This window comes from Fulvivirga sedimenti (genome assembly GCF_020328055.1).
The window spans coordinates 118,470-138,302 of sequence record NZ_JAIXNE010000003.1 but is presented as its reverse complement, the minus strand read 5'-3'; the positions used below and the strand labels follow the sequence as shown (position 1 = coordinate 138,302).

At 44.4% G+C, this 19,833-nt stretch carries 19 protein-coding genes; 14 read left to right on the top strand and 5 right to left on the bottom strand.

Annotated elements, in window-relative coordinates:
- The first annotated feature begins 6 nt into the window (after nucleotides 1–6).
- Both LDX50_RS12955 and LDX50_RS12950 read left to right on the top strand, forming a co-directional pair.
- The gene (locus LDX50_RS12955) at nucleotides 7–588 is read left to right on the top strand and encodes a SanA/YdcF family protein (protein ID WP_225697719.1); all 582 of its coding nucleotides are present in this window, start codon (nucleotides 7–9) and stop codon (nucleotides 586–588) included.
- Between the two features lie 33 nt (nucleotides 589–621).
- Nucleotides 622–3,117: a DUF5686 and carboxypeptidase-like regulatory domain-containing protein gene (locus tag LDX50_RS12950; RefSeq protein WP_225697718.1), complete on the top strand. Its 2,496-nt coding sequence runs from the start codon at nucleotides 622–624 to the stop codon at nucleotides 3,115–3,117.
- 12 nt (nucleotides 3,118–3,129) lie between these two features.
- On the opposite strand, the gene LDX50_RS12945 is transcribed toward LDX50_RS12950, so the two are convergent.
- On the bottom strand, nucleotides 3,130–3,843 hold the full coding sequence (locus LDX50_RS12945; protein WP_225697717.1) for a LamG domain-containing protein: 714 nt from the start codon (nucleotides 3,841–3,843) through the stop codon (nucleotides 3,130–3,132).
- A 241-nt stretch (nucleotides 3,844–4,084) separates the two neighbouring features.
- Between LDX50_RS12945 and LDX50_RS12940 the strand changes: the two genes are divergently transcribed.
- The 5 genes from LDX50_RS12940 to rplT all read left to right on the top strand — a co-directional run bounded on the left by LDX50_RS12940 (nucleotide 4,085) and on the right by rplT (nucleotide 8,416).
- Nucleotides 4,085–5,089 carry a tetratricopeptide repeat protein gene (locus LDX50_RS12940; protein ID WP_225697716.1) on the top strand — a complete coding sequence of 335 codons (1,005 nt, stop codon included), beginning with the start codon at nucleotides 4,085–4,087 and terminating at the stop codon, nucleotides 5,087–5,089.
- Nucleotides 5,090–5,156: 67 nt separating this feature from the next.
- The gene (gene thrS, locus LDX50_RS12935; protein WP_225697715.1) at nucleotides 5,157–7,097 is read left to right on the top strand and encodes a threonine--tRNA ligase; all 1,941 of its coding nucleotides are present in this window, start codon (nucleotides 5,157–5,159) and stop codon (nucleotides 7,095–7,097) included.
- 59 nt (nucleotides 7,098–7,156) lie between these two features.
- Complete coding sequence (gene infC, locus LDX50_RS12930) at nucleotides 7,157–7,753, top strand: translation initiation factor IF-3 (protein WP_225697714.1); 597 nt, start codon at nucleotides 7,157–7,159, stop codon at nucleotides 7,751–7,753.
- Between the two features lie 32 nt (nucleotides 7,754–7,785).
- Complete coding sequence (gene rpmI / locus LDX50_RS12925; RefSeq protein WP_225697713.1) at nucleotides 7,786–7,980, top strand: 50S ribosomal protein L35; 195 nt, start codon at nucleotides 7,786–7,788, stop codon at nucleotides 7,978–7,980.
- Between the two features lie 91 nt (nucleotides 7,981–8,071).
- Entirely contained in the window at nucleotides 8,072–8,416 is a 345-nt protein-coding gene (gene rplT / locus LDX50_RS12920; protein WP_225697712.1) for a 50S ribosomal protein L20, read from the top strand.
- Between the two features lie 31 nt (nucleotides 8,417–8,447).
- On the opposite strand, the gene LDX50_RS12915 is transcribed toward rplT, so the two are convergent.
- The gene (locus tag LDX50_RS12915; protein WP_225697711.1) at nucleotides 8,448–9,284 is read right to left on the bottom strand and encodes an aminotransferase class IV; all 837 of its coding nucleotides are present in this window, start codon (nucleotides 9,282–9,284) and stop codon (nucleotides 8,448–8,450) included.
- 125 nt (nucleotides 9,285–9,409) lie between these two features.
- Here LDX50_RS12915 and sdaAB point away from each other — a divergent pair, with 125 nt between their 5' ends.
- The 5 genes from sdaAB (at nucleotide 9,410) to LDX50_RS12890 (ending at nucleotide 14,775) form a co-directional block, all read left to right on the top strand.
- The gene (gene sdaAB / locus LDX50_RS12910) at nucleotides 9,410–10,087 is read left to right on the top strand and encodes an L-serine ammonia-lyase, iron-sulfur-dependent subunit beta (protein WP_225697710.1); all 678 of its coding nucleotides are present in this window, start codon (nucleotides 9,410–9,412) and stop codon (nucleotides 10,085–10,087) included.
- A gap of 11 nt (nucleotides 10,088–10,098) precedes the next feature.
- Nucleotides 10,099–11,541: a TolC family protein gene (locus LDX50_RS12905; RefSeq protein WP_225697709.1), complete on the top strand. Its 1,443-nt coding sequence runs from the start codon at nucleotides 10,099–10,101 to the stop codon at nucleotides 11,539–11,541.
- Nucleotides 11,542–11,544: 3 nt separating this feature from the next.
- Nucleotides 11,545–12,924, top strand: a complete 1,380-nt coding sequence (locus LDX50_RS12900; protein ID WP_225697708.1) for an efflux RND transporter periplasmic adaptor subunit — start codon at nucleotides 11,545–11,547, stop codon at nucleotides 12,922–12,924.
- 77 nt (nucleotides 12,925–13,001) lie between these two features.
- The gene (locus LDX50_RS12895) at nucleotides 13,002–14,072 is read left to right on the top strand and encodes a glycosyltransferase family 9 protein (RefSeq protein WP_225697707.1); all 1,071 of its coding nucleotides are present in this window, start codon (nucleotides 13,002–13,004) and stop codon (nucleotides 14,070–14,072) included.
- Complete coding sequence (locus tag LDX50_RS12890; RefSeq protein ID WP_225697706.1) at nucleotides 14,065–14,775, top strand: methyltransferase domain-containing protein; 711 nt, start codon at nucleotides 14,065–14,067, stop codon at nucleotides 14,773–14,775. Before LDX50_RS12895 ends, LDX50_RS12890 begins: the two co-directional genes overlap by 8 nt.
- Nucleotides 14,776–14,777: 2 nt before the next feature.
- Here the strand turns inward: LDX50_RS12890 and LDX50_RS12885 are convergent, their stop codons facing one another.
- From LDX50_RS12885 to accC, 3 genes are read right to left on the bottom strand one after another with little or no spacing between them, the layout of a single operon-like run.
- Complete coding sequence (locus tag LDX50_RS12885; protein WP_225697705.1) at nucleotides 14,778–15,353, bottom strand: Maf family nucleotide pyrophosphatase; 576 nt, start codon at nucleotides 15,351–15,353, stop codon at nucleotides 14,778–14,780.
- Nucleotides 15,316–16,617, bottom strand: a complete 1,302-nt coding sequence (locus tag LDX50_RS12880) for a DUF1015 domain-containing protein (RefSeq protein ID WP_225697704.1) — start codon at nucleotides 16,615–16,617, stop codon at nucleotides 15,316–15,318. The genes LDX50_RS12885 and LDX50_RS12880 overlap by 38 nt, the downstream gene beginning before the upstream one ends.
- A gap of 2 nt (nucleotides 16,618–16,619) precedes the next feature.
- A complete protein-coding gene (accC, locus tag LDX50_RS12875) occupies nucleotides 16,620–18,125 on the bottom strand; it encodes an acetyl-CoA carboxylase biotin carboxylase subunit (protein WP_225697703.1) in 1,506 nt (501 codons plus the stop codon).
- A gap of 152 nt (nucleotides 18,126–18,277) precedes the next feature.
- On the opposite strand from accC, the gene LDX50_RS12870 reads away from it, so the two are divergent.
- Both LDX50_RS12870 and LDX50_RS12865 read left to right on the top strand, forming a co-directional pair.
- Complete coding sequence (locus LDX50_RS12870; protein ID WP_225697702.1) at nucleotides 18,278–19,525, top strand: aminotransferase class I/II-fold pyridoxal phosphate-dependent enzyme; 1,248 nt, start codon at nucleotides 18,278–18,280, stop codon at nucleotides 19,523–19,525.
- Between the two features lie 108 nt (nucleotides 19,526–19,633).
- The gene (locus LDX50_RS12865) at nucleotides 19,634–19,810 is read left to right on the top strand and encodes a histone H1 (protein ID WP_225697701.1); all 177 of its coding nucleotides are present in this window, start codon (nucleotides 19,634–19,636) and stop codon (nucleotides 19,808–19,810) included.
- Nucleotides 19,811–19,833: the final 23 nt, after the last annotated feature.

Below are 19,833 nucleotides of genomic sequence, written 5' to 3'. Positions count from 1 at the left end.
GTATTTATGAGCGTTACGAATATCTGGGTCTATAATTCAACCCGTCAACAGGTTTTTGAGCAATCCGCCGATGTTCCATTTGCAGCTGTTGGAATTGTATTGGGTACAAGTCCGAAAACAATGCAGGGAGGTCCTAATCCGTATTTTGAAGAAAGGATATCAGCAGCAGCCGACCTGTATGAGATGGGAAAAATTAAGCACATTCTTGTGAGCGGTGATAATGCCACGGTATATTACAATGAGCCCGAAAAGATGAAACAGGCATTGCTGAAGCGCGGTGTGCCGGAAACTGCCATCACACTGGATTATGCAGGTTTTCGAACACTCGATTCGATGTTCAGGTGCCAGAAGGTCTTTGGGCAGAATGAAGTAACTGTGATAACGCAGCCATTTCATACCTACAGAGCCCTTTTTATTGCTAATTACCTTGACATGAAGGCGAATGCCTATGCAACCAAAAAGGTCCACTCAGCCAGCTTTAAAATGGCTGTGCGGGAATACCTGGCCCGGTCACTGGCTGTTTGGGAGCTTTATGTTGTCAATAAGGAGCCGAAATTTCTCGGCAAAAAGGAAACCCTTAACCTCTGATTTGAGTTCAATACACCGGTAATACATTTCAACTTGCGGTTCTATATATCCATATTGTTTCTGATTCTTTCAATTCCTGTTCTCGGACAGGAGCGGATCATCTTTGGCAAAGTCACCGATGCCAATACAGGTGATCCGATACCGTTTGTGAATGTTTTTCTCAAAGGCACTAATACAGGGGTAACTACCGACTTCAATGGCAAGTACGAATTGGTTATCAGGGAATCGGCAGACTCGCTTACTGCTTCCTACATCGGGTATGTGACACGGACAAAGCCTCTGACGAATGCTCCGCGGCAGGAGTTGAATTTTCAATTAGCGGAGGATGTGATCAGCCTGGATGAGGTAGTATTTATAGCCGGTGAGAACCCAGCATTCCCGATTCTTCGAAAGATTGTTGAAAATAAGCGTCGGAATGACAAGAGCACCCTGGATGCGTACGAATACGAGACTTATACAAAGATCGAGGTAGATGTCGACAATATTTCCGAGTCATTTCGCGAAAAGAAATTCATGAAAAAGATCACAAGCGTGATGGATAGTGTTGATCAGCTGGCAGGGGAAGACGGTAAGCCGATTCTTCCGTTATTTATTTCAGAGACCTTGTCGCAATATTTTTTCCGGCGGGATCCCCGTATGCAGCATGAAAAGATCATCAAAACCAAGATCACCGGTGTTGGTGTTGAAGACGGCAGCCTGGTGTCGCAATTTATTGGCTCTTCGTTTCAGCAATATAATTTTTACGAGAACTGGCTCAATATTGTAAGCAAGGAGTTTGTTTCTCCGATTTCGGTAGGATGGAAGACCTACTATGATTATGAGCTTAATGATAGCCTTTATGTAGATGATGACTTCTGTTATCGCCTGGATTTTTACCCCAAGAGTGAGCAGGACCTTGCTTTCTCAGGAACGATGTGGATTACGAAGGAGGATTATGCGCTAAAGCGGATTGATGCCACAGTTAGCCGTACGGCTAATCTGAATTACATCGAGAAGATCAAGATCCAGCAGGAGCTTCAGAAGACGTCTGGAGGTGCATGGCTGCCCTCGCAGACACGTGTTTTACTTGACATTGGTGAGATAACCGAAAATATGGCTGGAGTGCTGGCAAAATTTTATACTTCCAACCGGGAAATGGTAGTAAATCAGCCCAGGGAACCAAAGTTCTATGCCAGGCCTATTGAATTGAATGAAGATTACCGTCTGGATGCCAAGAGTGAGGATTATTGGGATCAGCATCGGCATGAACCGCTGTCAGAAACTGAAAAGAACGTATATCAGATGATCGATACGCTCAAAAGTATCCCTGTAGTTAAAACTTATACAGACATACTTAAAGTAGCGATCAACGGATACCGGAAGATTGGCAAGATTGACCTTGGACCTTATCTGGCCTTGTATGCCAACAACAATGTGGAAGGAAGCCGTTTTCACCTGGGTATGCGTACCAACATCGATTTCAGTAACAAATGGATTTTGGGTGGATATCTGGCCTATGGTATCAAGGATGAGGAGTTCAAGTACCGGATGTTTGTGGAGCGAATCCTGGACCGTGATCACTGGACAACCCTCCGCCTGGCACACGGACATGAAATTGACCAGGTGGGGCTTTCAGCAGAGGACCTGATAGGAAATAACATTTTCCTTGCGGCAACGCGTTTTGGAAGGCTTAATCGTCCTTACTACCAGGATTATTTCAGAATGACCTTTGAGCGTGAAGTACTGAAGGGATTTACCCCCAGTGTTTCTTTTACCCATAAATTCTACAAACCGGAATTTGATTTTGCCTACTACACGAGTGAATCCCGGCAACTTGATGAAATCGCAACTAATTTTACCACGAGCGAATTACGCGTGCAGCTGAGATTTGCCAAGGATGAACTGTACGTGCAGAACGACAATGAGCGTTTGAGCCTGGGAACCCTGAAGTGGCCTATCTTTACAGTTCAGTATACACGTGGGTTTGAGGGTCTGCTTGGGGGAGATTTTAATTATAACAAACTGAGTATTAACATTACCGATAAGTATAAAGTGGGCTTTTTAGGGACAACATCTCTGTCCCTTACTGCAGAAAAAATATTTGAGGTTATTCCGTACCCGCTCCTTAAAAACCACGTAGGTAACGAATCAATTTTTTATACTACTGCAGCATATAACCTGATGAACTGGTCGGAATTCACAAGTGACCAGTATGTGACGTTGCGATTGAACCATTACTTTGAAGGTTTCATTCTCAATCGAATCCCATTAATGAAAAAGCTGAAGTGGCGATTGCTGGCGACCGGTAATGTCTTGTTTGGATCTTTAAGGGAGGAAAACCTGAATAATCTGCCACAATTAACCGAGGAAGGAAACCTTACGGCACCCATTGGATTTCTCGACCCGAATCGACCGTATGTCGAGATCGGGTATGGTATCGAGAATATATTTAAGGTGATTCGTGTAGATTTTATCCACAGATTGACATACCGCGAAGTAGAGGACGCCAATAAATTTGGAGTAAAGATCAGTTTTCAATTCATCCTGTAATTGCCTGGTTGGCTAAATCGCAGAGAGTGATTTCAAATAATCATATAGAGCGGTAACCTCATTGCTGGATAAATCCTTATTAAAGATCATCAGCGTTTCAATTCTTCCCTTGAAATCCGGGTCTTCATCACACCAATTTGATCGCCCGATGAAATTGCTGGTCCTGGGAATATTAATCACAGGATGTCCGTTGGATTTACGATTGATTCGAACCCCATCAACATAAATAGCCATTACTCCATTTTCGGATATGGTACCAGCAATAAACATGGGCTGTCCATTTTCGATAACGTCTGCTGCGACAACACGGCCACGTGTTCTGTTTAATAATGAATCTGAATTGATCCAGCTCGTAAAGGCAAGACTGTTACTTTCCTGAAGTCTTGAAAGGGTAACATTAAAACCTTCCTGTTCTCCCGGACCATTTCCAAAGTCAATGATGCGCTCGAAGTATCGATTTTCTGAAAACTCAACGATTGCAACAACGGAAAAACCATCGTTCCATATTGGCCCGATACTATCGATTGTCATATAGCTGCTGGGGCTTTCTTCACATCCCGGAAGATCGGAAGCCTGGTTGAATTGATATCCTGTTGTACCCAACCCATTGGTGAACGGGGTTACATTACCTACGATATTGAAGATTCCGTCCTTATCGAAATCGATCACAGACTTCATGAGCAGTTCCTCAACATTCACAGGCTCCTCATCAGCGCCGCAGTTCATCAGGCCCAAGGAAAAAAACATCAACAATAAGCCGTTCAAGAAAATTTTACTAAAGGTTCTCACCATTTTAATCGGTATAATTGTAAGGTGTAACACGAATTTACACTTATTAATAGTATAATTCTTCCGGTAGTAACCGGTAAATGTGGTTATTTATAATATGAGACAAATAACTCGAATAATTGTTTACACGGCTTTATCGGGCATTTTATGGGGTTGTTTTAGTCGATCTAATGATCAAATGTCTGATATTCAGGTAGATTGGCAGTCAAGTGATTTCCTTTTGGAGCAAAGTGGAAATTCACGTGATCTTCTGTTAAAACAGGCGGAAATATTGATTCAAAAAAAAGAATATGATCAGGCCTGGACACGTCTCAATCGCGAAGTATTCAAATTTGTCAGTAATCCGCAACATTCATTCCTGAAGGGAAAAACTGCCTTCTACCTCGGTTCCTATGCGGATGCGCAGCGATACCTGGAAGATGCCCGTGAATTGGGCTTTACCGAGGATGAATTATTTTATTTATCTGCAGCAGCATCTTTGAAACTGGGCGATAATAAAGCCGCCATTGAGTCTGTTAATACACTGCTGGCACTACAGCAAAAACCCGAATTCCATACGTTAAAGGGGCAGGTACTACTCGAAGCGGGCGATACTGTGCGTGCAGAACGTGAGTTTCAGGTATCCATAGGTCAGGATTCATCTATACGCGAAAATTATCTGGGGCTCGGTACGTTGTACTTGAGTCAGAATAAGCCTGAAAAGGCAGGGCAATTGACGGATCTTTGGCTTTCAAGGGAGCCCCTGGACCGGGATTTTCTTATGATAAAAGCACAAATGCTGGAGAAAAGCGGAAGCTACAGGGAAGCCGGTGATCTTTACCGGCTGCTGAATAATCCTTCAGACCCTGAATTTCTGAGACTTCGGGCTGAAAATTTTTACAAACAAGGCAAGTATGACAGCGCAGCCATCCTTTCTAACCAGGCCCTGATGCTGCAGGATGAACCCCTGGCACGGTTGATTCTGGCCCGGTCCTTTGAAGCTCAGCGATTGTATTCCGAGGCGGAAAACGAGTACAAAATAATCCTGGAACGTGATTCTACCGTTTCTGAAGCCTCTGAAGCGATCACCCGGCTGGAGCGTAGAAGCGAGTATTTAAGATATTTACGGGAACAGGAAGAAAAGGCCAGTCAAATGACACCTCCAGAGCCCGACAGGATCGATCTGAATGATTCCATCAGGTAACCTAAATTTTCCCATCATATCTTTTTTTATGCATCTTTGCGGAACAAAGCAAGAATAACACGAACCTATGATCAATATCACATTGCCGGATGGAACGGTAAAGCAATACGAACAGGGCGTTACAGGACTGGATATTGCCTATGGTATCAGCGAAGGCCTCGCCAGAAATGTACTGGCGGCACGAGTTAACGGTGAAGTATGGGATGCCTTCAGGCCGATTAAGGAAGATGCCACCGTGGAATTGTTAACCTGGAATAATGATGAAGGACGAACGACCTTCTGGCACTCTTCGGCGCATTTACTTGCAGAAGCACTGGAAGCCCTCTATCCGGGGGTTAAATTCGGTATTGGTCCGCCTATCGACAACGGCTTCTACTATGATGTAGACCTTGGCGATCAGGAATTCGGTGAAGATGACCTGGTACGTGTAGAGCAGAAAATGGTGGAGCTGGCCCGTGAGAAAAACGAATACAAACGGGAGGAAGTTTCCAAAAGCGATGCGCTGAAATATTTCACTGAAAAAGGAGACGAATATAAGCTTGAGCTCATAGATGAGTTGGCCGACGGTACCATCACATTTTATCAGCAAGGAAATTTTACCGACTTATGCCGCGGGCCGCATATTCCGAATACAGGATTTATTAAAGCGGTTAAGCTCACCAATGTGGCAGGTGCTTACTGGCGGGGTGATGAGAAGAGGAAGCAACTCACCCGAATTTATGGCATTACTTTTCCAAAGCAGAAGGAACTCACCGAATACCTTGAGCGGCTCGAGGAAGCTAAAAAGCGGGATCACCGTAAACTGGGAAAGGAACTTGAACTGTTTACTTTTTCCGAAAAAGTTGGGATGGGTTTGCCGTTGTGGTTGCCGAAAGGAACCATTCTCAGGGATCGTCTGGAAAATTTTATGCGACGTGCGCAGATCAAATCAGGTTACGATCCGGTAGTTACGCCCCATATCGGGAGTAAACAGCTTTATATAACATCCGGTCATTACGAAAAATATGGGCAGGATTCGTTTCAGCCTATTCATACGCCCCACGAAGGTGAGGAATTCCTGCTGAAACCCATGAATTGTCCGCATCATTGTGAGATCTATGCCTCCAAACCACGGTCATACCGTGATTTGCCGGTTCGCCTGGCAGAATTTGGAACCGTTTACCGGTATGAACAGAGCGGGGAATTACACGGATTAACCCGGGTACGGGGATTCACGCAGGATGATGCACATATCTTTTGCAGGCCAGACCAGGTAAAGGAAGAGTTCATTAAAGTGATCGACCTGGTTCTTTATGTTTTTAAAGCACTCGGATTTGAGGATTATACAGCGCAGGTTTCATTGCGGGACCCTGACAATAGGGAAAAGTACATCGGTGCCGACGAGCTGTGGGAGAAAGCAGAGCGAGAAATACAGGAGGCAGCTGATGAGCGCGGACTTACAACCGTTGTGGAGTTGGGAGAAGCAGCTTTTTATGGCCCGAAGCTCGATTTTATGGTTAAAGATGCACTCGGCCGAAGCTGGCAGCTGGGGACCATCCAGGTTGATTACACACTTCCTGAACGATTTGAACTGGAATATACCGGGGCAGATAACCGGAAACACAGGCCCGTGATGATACACCGTGCACCATTCGGATCCATGGAACGCTTTATTGCAGTGCTCATTGAACATTGTGCGGGTAACTTCCCGCTATGGCTGGCCCCGGATCAGATCGCCGTTTTACCGATCTCAGAAAAATATCAGGCCTATGCTGAAAAGGTATTCCAGGAGCTGAGTGAGGCTGATATTCGCGGATTCCTTGATAACCGTGATGAGAAAATCGGCCGGAAAATCCGTGATGCGGAAGTAAGTAAAGTTCCTTTTATGCTGATTCTGGGTGAAAAAGAGCAGGAAACTGGTACGGTTTCCATACGAAGACATGGTCAGGGAGATGTAGGAGGTATGGCACTTGATGAATTTATTTCTTACTTTCAGGGGGAAAGGGATGAAACCCTGGTGAAATTATAAATGAAATATGCGGAGTCGTTGAATAATACAAATTATATCACGATATTTGCAACTTATTTTTGTCGAACAAAACAAGGGAGGTAACAATTAGCAAACAACGTAATACAAGGAGAGGCTACCGTGGAAGAGTAGAGGAGCCTTATCGGGTTAACGAACGAATCACTGCGCCCAAAGTAAGGGTCGTGGGAGATAACGTGGCAGTGGATGTATATCCGATCAACCGGGCGCTTCAGATGGCTAAAGAGCAGAATCTGGACCTGGTAGAGATATCGCCGAAGGCGGATCCACCTGTTTGCAAAATAATTGATTACTCGAAGTTTAAGTACGAGCAGAAGAAAAAGCAGAAGGAGATCAAAGCGAATGCGCAGAAGACGGTTATCAAGGAGATACGTTTTGGTCCGAATACTGAAGAGCATGATTTCAATTTCAAGTTGAAGCATGCCCAAAATTTTCTGGCGGATGGTGCCAAGGTAAAGGCTTACGTTCATTTTGTGGGACGTAGTATTGTTTTCAAGGAAAGGGGAGAGATTCTCTTGTTGAAATTTGCCCAGGCACTGGAGGAGTATGGAAAGGTAGAACAATTGCCAAAGCTTGAAGGGAAGCGGATGACGATGTTTCTATCCCCCAAACCGATCAAGAAGCCGGGAAAGAAATAAAGAGAATATACAGATCATAAACAGATAGGAAAATGCCTAAAGTAAAAACAAAATCAGGAGCAAAGAAACGCTTTAAGCTCACTGGTACGGGTAAGATCAAACGCAAGCATGCGTACAAGAGTCATATCCTGACCAAGAAAGAGACAAAGCAAAAACGCAATCTGACGCATATGACATTGGTTCACAAGGCCGATGAGTCAAACGTCAGGGATATGTTGAGAATCTGATTCTCAATGTTATCAACAGGTTTTAGTGTTTAACCAGGTAACAGGTTTTTAAGCGCGTAACAGCCGCCTTTTACCAAAAAATTTTAATAAAATGCCTAGATCAGTAAATCATGTTGCGTCAAAAGCACGCAGAAAAAAAATCCTAAAAGCCGCGAAAGGCTATTTTGGAAGAAGAAAAAATGTTTGGACCGTTGCAAAGAATGCCGTAGAAAAGGGATGGCAATATTCTTATCGTGACAGAAAAGCGAAGAAAAGAGATTTCAGAAAACTTTGGATTCAGCGGATCAATGCAGGTGCCCGTCAGCACGGCATGTCATATTCGCAGTTAATGGGTAATCTTAAAAAGTCAAATATCGATCTGAACCGCAAAGTTCTGGCCGACCTGGCAATGAATCACCCTGAAGCTTTTGAAGCAATTGTAAACAAAGTAAAATAAGGAATCAGATCTGTATATTATGAAAGCCCGGTTACGCCGGGCTTTTTTTATGGAGTTCGGTGAGGATTTCCTCTCTGAAAACTTCAGCGGGTTTTGTATCAATTTTAGCCTTTTCAAATTCGTGAATAACAACGAGGCCAGTTGCACGGGTAATCAACATAGCCGAGGCGTTCGTTAAGTCGGAAGTTTTAATACTTTGTTCCTGAACAGGCACTGACCAGTGATCTTCGTTCTTAAGAATGAAGGAGCGCATTGTACCTGCCACACCTCCTGCCGAAAGCGGCGGTGTGATCCAGGTTCCATCAAACAGGACGAAAAGATTGTGAGAAATACATTCGGCAACTTCGTCCTTCTGATTACAAAGGATGAGTTCATCGAGTGCACGGTCCTGGCATTCAATACTGGCCATGATATAGGGGAGGGCATTCATGTTTTTGGTAAAGGACCAGGGATATGGGCATATCCTGATTTCTTTGGAAATTCCAAGTGAATACAAACCATTTCCCTCAGTGAAGGGGCGAATTGTTAGCAGTGAATCGGTGGTGGTGGCATCTGCTCCATATCCGGGTTTGTCGGAGGCATGTCTCCAGAACATGAGCTTGGCCGTCACCTGTGTCTCCTCCGGAAAGTTAAGCTGACTTAATGTTTCAATATTGGCTTCAAGATAACGTAGTTCATTTGGGGAGATATCCAGTCGTAAAACCTGGGCTGCACGCTGCAGCCTCATTTTGTGAAATTCAAGGAGCGGAGCTTTACCGTTGCGGAACCAAATCGTTTCAAAAATGCCGTCACCATATTGAAATGCGCGGTTTTCCGGCATAATCGGAAGTGGTGTATCTATCAGGTTATTGTTAAATAATGCCTTCATCTATTGTAGTGTTTGTCCTGTTCAGTACCCTTTATTTGAGACTCAAATGGGAATTTAACCATTTATAATTTTCATCACACACTATACAGCAGATATGCTTAATATTGGAATATAAATCATCCTGAATGAGCGAAAAAAGTGGAATTTTTGATATGATCGGACCGGTGATGATCGGCCCGTCAAGTTCACATACCGCAGGCGTGGTACGAATGGCCAGGGTGGCAATCCGTGTTTTAGGAGAAAGGCCTGATGAAGCCACTATCACGTTCTACAATTCCTTCGCACGTACGTATGAGGGACATGGCAGCGATAAAGCGGCAATTGCCGGATTGCTTGATTTTAAAACGGATGATGAACGCATCAGGAATTCTTTTGATCATGCTGAAAAGGCAGGTTTAAAATATACGTTTAAATCGGTTGGTAACGCTTCTACCGTTCACCCGAATACGGTGAAATTCGTTCTTCAGAAAGGTGATCATAAAATTGAGATCATCGGTGAAAGTAAGGGTGGCGGTGTGATTAATATTGCGGAACTGGATGGATTTAAAGCTGATTTCTCGGCGAGCCTGCACACATTGATCATCAAGGCACATGATGTAAAAGGGAGTATTGCACATATTTCCAGCGTCCTTTCCCATGACCATTGCAATGTTGCGACTATGTCGGTTTCACGGAAAGCTAAGAATGATCTGGCATGCCTGGTGATTGAGATGGATTCGGGGTTAAAGCCTGTGTCGCTGGAATATATCAAAGGACTTGATTGGGTAACGGAAGTAATTTATATCCCTGATATAGATGTATAATAACAATTGAAATGAAACTCAAAATATTAGCAAGCTGTTTGGTTTTTTTCTCACTTGGTGCAATGGCACAGGAGGAAAGACCCCAGGTGTGGACGCTGGAAGAATGTATTAACTATGCTCTTGAAAATAACCTGGACATCCAGCGGTCTGAATTGAATCTTCAGACATCTGAAATTGGTTATCAACAGGCTAAGATGCAGCGCTTCCCTGATCTTACCGGCCGGGCATCCGCAGGAAGAAACTGGGGTCGTTCTATTGACCCGGTAACAAACCTTTTCGTGAGCCAGGCGATTAATTCTGTGAATCTGAGCGCTTCCAGTTCTGTCGTACTTTTCAATGGTATGACGATCAACAACACGGTGAAACAAAACCTGTTTCAGTATGAGGCCTCACGGAAAGAAGTGGACGTGACAAGAAATAATGTGATGCTGAATATAGTAGGGTTTTATACGAATGTTCTGTTTACCAGGGAGTTGGCCGAAAATGCCAGGAAACAGCTGAATTCTATACAGCAACAGGTGGAGCGAACAAGGATCCAGGTTGAAGCCGGAGCATTACCACAGGCCAACCTCCTGGACCTTCAGGCACAGCTCGCTACGAATGAATTTAACCTGGTGACAGCCGAGAACAATTATCAGCAGGCCAAAGTACAGTTAATGCTCGCCATGCAGCTGCCCCCGCAGGCATCAGTTGAGATTGAGGTTCCGGAAATGGATGTAGAGACAGACTTGATCCTGGAATTGAGCGCATATGAAATATACGAGATCGCACTTGCCAACATGCCCGAAATACAAGCGGCAGAATTGAATGTGGAAGGCAGTGAATATGCTGTGAAATCTGCTAAGGGGGCCTTTTACCCATCACTTCTCCTGTCAGGAAATATTTTCACCAACTATTCCGACCGGATTAATACAAGAACGCTGCCGGATGGGACGTCAACTCCAACGACCGTGGTGATTGGTCAGGTACAGGGCACCGGTGATCCGGTAATTTCGACCATAGATGTACCCAATGTTTCTGAAGAGGCATTTGGTTTCCCTGAACAGATGAATGAAAACCTGAGTCAGTCGGTTTCGCTGGGTATGAATATTCCAATCTTCAACCGCTTTTCAGCAAAATATGACTATCAGCGTGCAATGATCAATCAGGATCGTGCCATTATCGATAAAAAGAATCGTGAATACGTACTGTGGCAACAGATTCAGCAATCGTATAATGATGTGGAAGCTGCCTCCAAATCATATAATTCAAGCCTTTCACAGGTACGTGCAAGAGAAGAATCTTTCAGGGTAATCGAAAAAAGGTATAATAGCGGAGCTGCTAATTTTGTGGATTACCAGGTGGCTGAAAATGATTTCTATAATGCGCAATCTGATTTGTTAAGAGCGAAGTACGACCTAATATTTAAACAAAAAATACTTGATTTCTACCAAGGCAAACCTTTAGAATTTTAAAAAATGGCAAAGAAAAAATCATCAAACCGCTGGTTATATTATGTTATCGGAGCCCTTGTACTTATCGTGGTTTTACTATTTGTTGGAAGATCACAGGGCTGGATAGGCAAAGCAAAGGAAATCGAGGTTGAAATGGCAAAAGCCACCCGGCAGTCGATTGTTGAAAAAGTAAGTGCATCGGGAATGGTGCAGCCGGTTGTGGAAGTAAAACTCAGTCCGGAAGTTTCCGGCGAGCTGATCGAATTGAATGTCGAGGAAGGAGACTCTGTGGTTGAGAATTTTGTGCTTGCGAAAATCAGGCCTGACAACTTCATTGCTGCCCGTGATCAGGCACAGGCAGCCCTGAATCAGCAAAAGGCAAATTTAATGTCCTCACAAGCATCGCTCTCGCGTGCTCAGGCCACCTATCAGCGGGCAAAGCAGGATTATGACCGTCAAAAGAAGTTGTACGATGAAAAAGTGATCTCTGAATCAGATTGGGAATTGGCCCAGCAGAATATCATCGTTGCCGAAAATGATCTTAAATCGGCTCGGCAAAACGTTCAGGCAGCATCTTTCATTGTAAAAAGCAGCCAGGCATCCCTTGAACAGGCCACCGAAAACTTGCGGAGGACTGCGGTTACCGCCCCTATGAGTGGAATTGTTTCAAAGCTGAATGTGGAACAGGGTGAAACCGTTCTGGGTACCCAGCAATTCCAGGGAACCGAGATCATGCGGATCGCAGACCTGAATAAAATGGAAGTTCGTGTAGACGTGAATGAGAATGATATTATTCGGGTGGCAATTGGTGATACGGCTGTAATTGATGTGGATTCCTATTCTTACCTGGACAAGGAGTTTACGGGGATTGTAACTGCCATTGCCAATACAGCGAACGATAAAGCCTCGGCAGATGCCGTAACAGAATTTGAAGTACGCATTCGCATACTGAACTCCTCATATCAGGATCTGGCTTCTGAGGGGAATAAATTTCCTTTCAGACCTGGAATGACAGCCAGTGTGGATATTATCACGCAGCGAAAGAACAATATACTTACAGTTCCCTTGTCATCTGTAACCACACGAAATCCTAATTCTATTCGGTCACGATCCGGAAAAGAGTCTGAAGAGGAACCGGAAAATGAGGCCCGGCAGCAGACTTCCAAGAGTGAAGATCAGGAGGTTGTATTTGTTAATGAGGGCGGTGTTGCAAGAAAGCGGGTGGTCAAAACAGGGATCAGTGACTTTGATAATATCGAAATCATCGAAGGCGTAAGTGAAGGAGAGGAGATTGTGACTGGTCCGTTCCTGGTAGTGTCAAAACGCCTTGAGGATGGCGACAATGTTACAGCCCGCAAGTCAAGGGGCAATTCACCGGTTAGAGAAAATACCGAATCAGATTAGCGTATTTGATTTTCAAAAAGAAACCCGGCTAACTATTGGTCGGGTTTTTTTATGGGAATGCAGTACCTTCGTAATCTATGGCGGACACTTCCGGATTTTTCAAAAGAATTCTGTTCATACCGGCATCAGGACCGAAAGGTTCGGGTGAATATATCCGTTCACTCAATATTGCGAATCACATCAATAGTCGATTTCCCTCGGCCCATATTCAGTTTTTGCTGAGCAGGCAATCTCCTGCTTCTGAAACATGTCCATATTCTGCGGTCATGCTGCCAGATACGCCTACATTCTGTACAACAGAGGTAAAGCAGGCAATAGCCGATTATAAGCCTGACCTGGTCATCTTTGACGCAACGGGGCGTTCATCCCAACTTCGGTTGGCTAAGAAATCAGGTGCGCGTACGGTGTTCATTGCCCAGAATTCCGCAATCCTGAACAGGGCTCTGGGGCTTCTCCGTCTTGGTTTTACCGATGAAATATGGATTGTTCAGCCGGAATATGTCCTTCCGCTCAGCGGTTGGAATGCCCTGAAAGCAAGGCTTTTTCATCAGACCGTTGTCCATACGGGACCCGTTTTTCCGGTTATAAACCCAGAAAAGAAAAGAGAGATTCTTGATAACTTCACGGTGTTGAAGGAAAAATATATTCTTTGCAACCCCGGGGGTGGCGGTCATGAGATTTCCGGTGTGCCGGCGGTAAAGTTATTTGAGGATGCTGCGAAGAGAATCCACCGACAAAGCGGCCTTCCGGTGGTTTTTGTATATGGACAAAATTATACCGGAGAATTGCTCGATCAGGAAGGAATTACTGGTATCTCTAAACTTTCACCTGAGGCTTTCCATGTTGCCATCTCGCAGTCCACTGCATTTTTAAGCGGAGGGGGTGGGGCCGTTTTTCAGGCTATGGCTGAGGATATACCTTGTGTGGCTGTGGCATTATCGGCTGATCAGGAGGAAAGAATTCGCAAGGCAATGCGTAAAAAAAATATCCTCACCTGCAAAGCAGATCCGGAGAATATGGCTGATACGGTCCTCAAGGCATTAGGTTTTCCACCGGCTGGCATTATGGATAATGATGAAATTCTTGTTTCTTTAGACATTATTTTGGACAGACTTATTCAATTAACTACTTCTTTTGATCATGCATAAGAAATATGATTCGGAATTTTATGGTGACAGGGATGCCAGAACCCGTTATTCGGCAGAAAGGTTAATCGGAAGGGTATTGGAGCTGACAGATCCAAATAGTGTTGTAGACCTGGGTTGCGGCGTGGGTACCTGGCTGAAGGTTTTCAAAGAGAAGGGAATAGCTGAAGTAATGGGATTAGAAGGATCCTGGGTTAATGTGGATAATGTTGTGATCGGTAAAGATGAATTCATGCATGCCGAATTAAAGCAACCGCTTTCATTACAGCGAAAGTTTGATTTGGCGATTTCATTGGAAGTAGCCGAGCACCTGGAGGAAGAATATGCCGAACAATTTGTGATCAATCTCACGTCTCTTGCGCCCCTTATTTTGTTTTCAGCAGCGATCCCATTTCAGGGAGGCGTAAAACATTTCAATGAGCAGTGGCCATCATACTGGCAGTCGATATTCAAAAAACATGGTTATATTCTCCTGGATACCATTCGGCCCCATGTTTGGAATGATCCCAGGGTGGAGAGTTGGTATGCACAGAATTCATTCATGTATGTGAAGGAATCAGAGCTGGATAATTATCCGAAACTCGTTCCATACAAAGATTTGAATCAAAATATGGTAGACGCCGTATTGCCGGAAGTTTTCGAGCGAAAGATGCGGAACTATACGCTTACCAAGTGGTTCAAGAATAAACTGGGACTGCTTCGCTGAATTTAATGAAATTGCTGTAGTTCATACCAGACCCTGTTGATGGGCAATCCTACCACATTGAAGTATGAACCTTCAATTCTGTCAATTCCTATGAGCCCGATCCATTCCTGAATTCCATAGGCCCCTGCTTTGTCGTAGGGCATGTAGTTTCTCACATAGTAGTCGATTTCCTCCTCGGTAATGTTTCTGAATTTAACCCGCGTGGTTTCTGAAAAGGAAACTTGCAGTGTACGTGAAAGCAAACAAACGCCAGTTATGACCTCATGCCATTTCCCTGAAAGAGACTTCAACAGCTCAGTAGCTTCTGGCGTGCTATTGGGCTTCCCAAGGATCTGATCATTGAGTTTAACAATGGTATCTGCTGTAATAAGAATTTCATCACCTTCCAGGATTTCTTTATTGAATTCAGCCTTTTGCTCTGCAAGGTAGCGTGGAACCTCTTCCGGAGGCATATCCTGTGGGAAAGTTTCTTCCATCAGGTTTTGCACTACAGTGAACCCCAGTCCGGCCTGACGCAGCAGTTCATGTCGCCTGGGTGAGTTAGAGGCAAGCAATATGGTTTTGCTGAAATTCTTCATTTTCTATTGAACTAAAAAGATAGCCACAAATCGCTTTAGGATAGAAGTAAGTGGATTTTTGAGGCATGATATAACCGGAATAACATACATTCTTTACTTCCTGCATAGAAATTCCATTGGTAATGATGGCAAGTTGCTTATCACCGTGCTGAACCTGGTTCAGGCATTCACTGAAACTTCGTTCAAAGGAAACATTTTCTGAACTACGCTGATCTTTTCCCCGAATACCCAGGAGTTTCTCCAAAATGAAGTAGTGCATTACGGTTAGATCCAGCTTTTTTACAACTTCCGGGAATTTCCAGGGAATTTCCCCAATTCGCTCTGGCTTCAGCCGCACTTTCCACGCATTTTCCTGAAACATGAGCGCGAACGCCCATGGTTTTCCGGCAATAATTTCAACAGCAGAATGCGGGTCATCAATTGGTTTAATGATAAAGTCATTGGCAGCCTGCTCCAAAATTTTCGTTTCATTGAGGCTGGTTAAACCCTGGATCAATCGGTGTGTTGGTAAAATCCTGAGGTCATCGGCTTCTGTATTGGTGAAGTACATGAGGTGGAAATTATAACCCTCATTTCCTGAATGGCCGGGATTGGTTTCAATCATTTCATGTTTGTAGATCAGAGACCCTTCATACCGGTGATGACCGTCGGCAAGTATTACAGGCTTTTCTTTCATCAGGCTGATAAATTCCTGGATGGCCTGTCTGTCGTGAATTACACTCAGAACGTCACGAACCCCCTGATAATCTTCCACATCGTAAATGGGATTTTTCATGCTTTCATCCATATACTTTTCCAGGGTAAACGATGGATCAGTATAAAGGCCATGGGTTGGGCTTACATTCAACTGGGTGGATCGAAGAACATCAACCCTGTCATTTACAGCTTTAGGGATGGTATTCTCATGTCTCAGGAGAACGTTATCTTTCCAGTCATATGCCCTGATGTTACATATAAACCCTTTTCTGCAGAACGTACGGCGGTTACCCGGCAGGGAGAAGTACTGATAATAAACATAAATCGACGGCAATTCATCTCTTTTCAGGGTTCCATCGAGCTTCCATTGTTTTAAACGTTCAGCAGCATTACTGGCTGCATTATCGCCCCTGGGAACAGAAAGGTGAATACTATTAAGCGGATTCAGGTATAATTTTTCGCGCTGCCGGTCTGATACAACGTCAAAAAGGGGAGAAGTGAACTCTTCTATACGGGAAGAAAACTCCGGATTATATCTCCACGCCCTGAGCGGTTGAATTTCTGCCATAACTAATTACCCGGGAAGCGGGCTCTTTTTTTCCAATTGCCCGATGTTGATGTTACCTTGGATTCTGCTGCAGATGATTTTGCGCCATTGCCATAGATTTTTGCTGTTAATGCAGCTGCAATTTCTTCCATCTCCGCATCGGGTACCCCGTCGAGTACATCCGGTGTAAAATATCGTTCCACAAATTTTGTGTCGAATTTACCGGATCGGAAAGCCTCATGTTCCATTACGAATCTGCCAAAGGATAATGTTGTTTGTACCCCACTAATGAGGTATTCATCTATTGCACGGATCATCCTGTTGATGGCCTCTTCGCGGCTGTCTGCATGAACCGCTAATTTGGCGATCATCGGGTCATAATGGATAGGAATGGTCATGCCCTGTTCAAACCCGTCATCAACACGTATTCCGGGGCCCTGTGGGCGAACATAGGTATTGAGCGTGCCGGTATCCGGTAAAAAGTTATTAGCCGGATCCTCTGCATAAACCCGAAGTTCAATAGCATGGCCGTGAATTTTGAGATCATCCTGCGCAAAGGGTAACGGATTACCTTCGGCAATTCTGATCTGTTCTTTTACAAGATCCAGTCCGGTGATCAGCTCGGTTACCGGGTGTTCAACCTGAAGGCGGGTATTCATCTCAAGAAAGTAGAAATCCAGTTTTTCATCAACGATGAATTCCACCGTACCTGCACCACGGTATTTACAGGCCTTGGCCACTCCAATAGCGGCATCGCCCATTCGCTTTCTCAGTTCAGGCGTGAGGACTGAAGACGGTGCTTCTTCAACAACTTTCTGGTGCCTCCGCTGTACAGAGCATTCCCGTTCGAAAACGTGAATGATATTTCCATGGGAATCTCCCAGGATCTGAAATTCAATATGACGCGGGGATGTGATGAATTTTTCGATAAATACGCGACCATCACCAAAAGCCGATTTCGCCTCACTCACCGCACGATTCATCTGAGATTCAAACTCCTCTTCGTTTTCTACTACACGCATTCCTTTTCCTCCACCACCTGCGCTGGCTTTGATCAGTACGGGGTACCCGATCTGACCGGATATCTTTCGCGCTTCATCAATATCGCCGATCGCACCATCCGTACCAGGAATAAGCGGCACGTTATAATCGGCGACGGCGGCTTTTGATGCAAGTTTATCGCCCATAACCCTGATAGCATCGGGGGTGGGTCCAATGAAAATGATACCAGCTTTTTCTACTTTTTCGGCAAATACGGCATTTTCAGAAAGGAATCCATACCCTGGGTGTATTGCATCTACCTGGAGGGATTTACAAACATCGATAATACGATCCATTTGCAGGTAGGATGCAGAACTGGCTGCTTCACCAACCCAGACGGCTTCATCCGCATTACGAACATGCAGGGCGTTCCGGTCTGCCGAAGAATAAATGGCGACGGTCTTAATTCCCATTTCTTTGGCCGACCGGATTATCCGAAGAGCGATCTCTCCGCGGTTGGCAACCAGAATTTTCTTAATCTTTATCATAATAATCGTGGGTGTCCTTACAATGCTACTTAATAAATTATTATTTTCGAAACAGAGCCTTATTAAACAGGGTCAGGTTTGCCAAGATGCACAATAGTGTTAACTTTGTGTGTTTTTTGATGAACAGGAAAAACGAACTAAATACATAAGACGTGGATCTATTTGATAAATTAAGAGTGGAGCGAGGGGAACTAGGTCAGCATTCCCACCTACCCAAAGACTATTTTATGTTTCCAAAGCTTGAAGGGGAGATTGCGCCCCGGATGAAGTTTAACGGAAAGGAAGTGCTAACCTGGAGCCTGAATAACTATCTCGGCCTGGCCAATCATCCTGAAGTAAGAAAAGCGGATGCAGATGCCGCGGCCCAGTGGGGTCTGGCGTACCCTATGGGGGCGCGTATGATGTCGGGTAATTCCGTTCATCACATTGAACTGGAAAAACAACTAGCATCTTTCATCAATAAAGAGGCGGTTCAACTGCTGAATTTCGGTTACCAGGGCGTTTTATCTATTATCGATGCGGTGGTGGACAGGAAGGACGTCATTGTTTATGACGCGGAGTCACATGCATGTATCATAGATGGTGTTCGTTTGCACATGGGAAAACGTTTCGTTTATCCGCATAACAACATCGAGAACCTTGAAAAACAATTGCAGCGTGCACAGAAAATCACTGATGAGACCGGTGGTGGAATCCTTGTGATTACAGAGGGAGTTTTTGGTATGTCTGGAAACCAGGGTAACCTGAGAGATGTCGTAGCCCTCAAAAAGAAATATCCATTCCGTCTGCTTGTTGATGATGCACATGGTTTCGGAACGATGGGTAAAACTGGTGCGGGTACCGGAGAAGAGCAGGGTGTTCAGGATGGCATCGACCTTTATTTCTCAACGTTCGCGAAATCAATGGCCAGTATTGGCGCATTTGTAGGTGGAGACGCCGGTGTAATTGATTATTTACGATATACGGTGCGATCTCAAATATTTGCGAAGTCTCTTCCAATGCCCCTGGTTATCGGTGCATTAAAACGCCTGGAGCTGTTGCGTACACAACCTGAACTTAAAGACAATCTTTGGAAGGTCGTGAATGCACTGCAGAGCGGACTTAAGGCACATGGATTTGATATTGGAACAACACAGTCTCCGGTAACGCCTGTTTTATTCAAGGGTGGACTTGGAGAAGGTGCTAATATGGCCATGGACCTTCGTGAAAATTATAACATCTTCTGTTCGATGGTGATCTATCCTGTGGTACCACGCGATGTGATCATGCTTCGGCTTATTCCAACGGCTGTTCACAGCCTGGATGATGTGAAAGAAACCATTGATGCATTCGCAGCAGTCAAACATAAGCTGGATAATGGATTCTATCAGAGGGAAGAACTGGTTGCAGTGACCAAATAAAATAAAAAAAGTGTGTTTTTAGTTGATTTAATCACATTTTGAGTATATTGCCAACGCTAAATAAATCAACAGAAACTTTTTAAATAAACTATTTTAAACCAATCAAGCATGAAAAGATTTAACGAAATCAAAGACCTTGTAATGTCGTTGGAGGCTGACTTCGAGAAGTTCTATGAAAAAGGAAATAATGCTGCAGGTACCCGCGTAAGAAAGGGTATGCAAGAATTAAAGAATCTTGCTCAAGATATCAGAGTAGAAGTTCAAGATAAGAAAAATCAGGGATAACAAATTCTCAAAAGAGAAAGGGA

Bases quoted from the DNA above. Each gene is read 5' to 3' on its own strand.
- LDX50_RS12955 (WP_225697719.1), top strand. From the start codon at position 7: ATGAGCGTTACGAATATCTGGGTCTATAATTCAACCCGTCAACAGGTT.
- LDX50_RS12945 (WP_225697717.1), bottom strand. From the start codon at position 3,843: ATGAACTGCGGCGCTGATGAGGAGCCTGTGAATGTTGAGGAACTGCTC.
- LDX50_RS12940 (WP_225697716.1), top strand. From the start codon at position 4,085: ATGTCTGATATTCAGGTAGATTGGCAGTCAAGTGATTTCCTTTTGGAG.
- thrS (WP_225697715.1), top strand. From the start codon at position 5,157: ATGATCAATATCACATTGCCGGATGGAACGGTAAAGCAATACGAACAG.
- rpmI (WP_225697713.1), top strand. From the start codon at position 7,786: ATGCCTAAAGTAAAAACAAAATCAGGAGCAAAGAAACGCTTTAAGCTC.
- rplT (WP_225697712.1), top strand. From the start codon at position 8,072: ATGCCTAGATCAGTAAATCATGTTGCGTCAAAAGCACGCAGAAAAAAA.
- LDX50_RS12915 (WP_225697711.1), bottom strand. From the start codon at position 9,284: ATGAAGGCATTATTTAACAATAACCTGATAGATACACCACTTCCGATT.
- sdaAB (WP_225697710.1), top strand. From the start codon at position 9,410: ATGAGCGAAAAAAGTGGAATTTTTGATATGATCGGACCGGTGATGATC.
- LDX50_RS12905 (WP_225697709.1), top strand. From the start codon at position 10,099: ATGAAACTCAAAATATTAGCAAGCTGTTTGGTTTTTTTCTCACTTGGT.
- LDX50_RS12900 (WP_225697708.1), top strand. From the start codon at position 11,545: ATGGCAAAGAAAAAATCATCAAACCGCTGGTTATATTATGTTATCGGA.
- LDX50_RS12895 (WP_225697707.1), top strand. From the start codon at position 13,002: ATGGCGGACACTTCCGGATTTTTCAAAAGAATTCTGTTCATACCGGCA.
- LDX50_RS12890 (WP_225697706.1), top strand. From the start codon at position 14,065: ATGCATAAGAAATATGATTCGGAATTTTATGGTGACAGGGATGCCAGA.
- LDX50_RS12885 (WP_225697705.1), bottom strand. From the start codon at position 15,353: ATGAAGAATTTCAGCAAAACCATATTGCTTGCCTCTAACTCACCCAGG.
- LDX50_RS12880 (WP_225697704.1), bottom strand. From the start codon at position 16,617: ATGGCAGAAATTCAACCGCTCAGGGCGTGGAGATATAATCCGGAGTTT.
- accC (WP_225697703.1), bottom strand. From the start codon at position 18,125: ATGATAAAGATTAAGAAAATTCTGGTTGCCAACCGCGGAGAGATCGCT.
- LDX50_RS12865 (WP_225697701.1), top strand. From the start codon at position 19,634: ATGAAAAGATTTAACGAAATCAAAGACCTTGTAATGTCGTTGGAGGCT.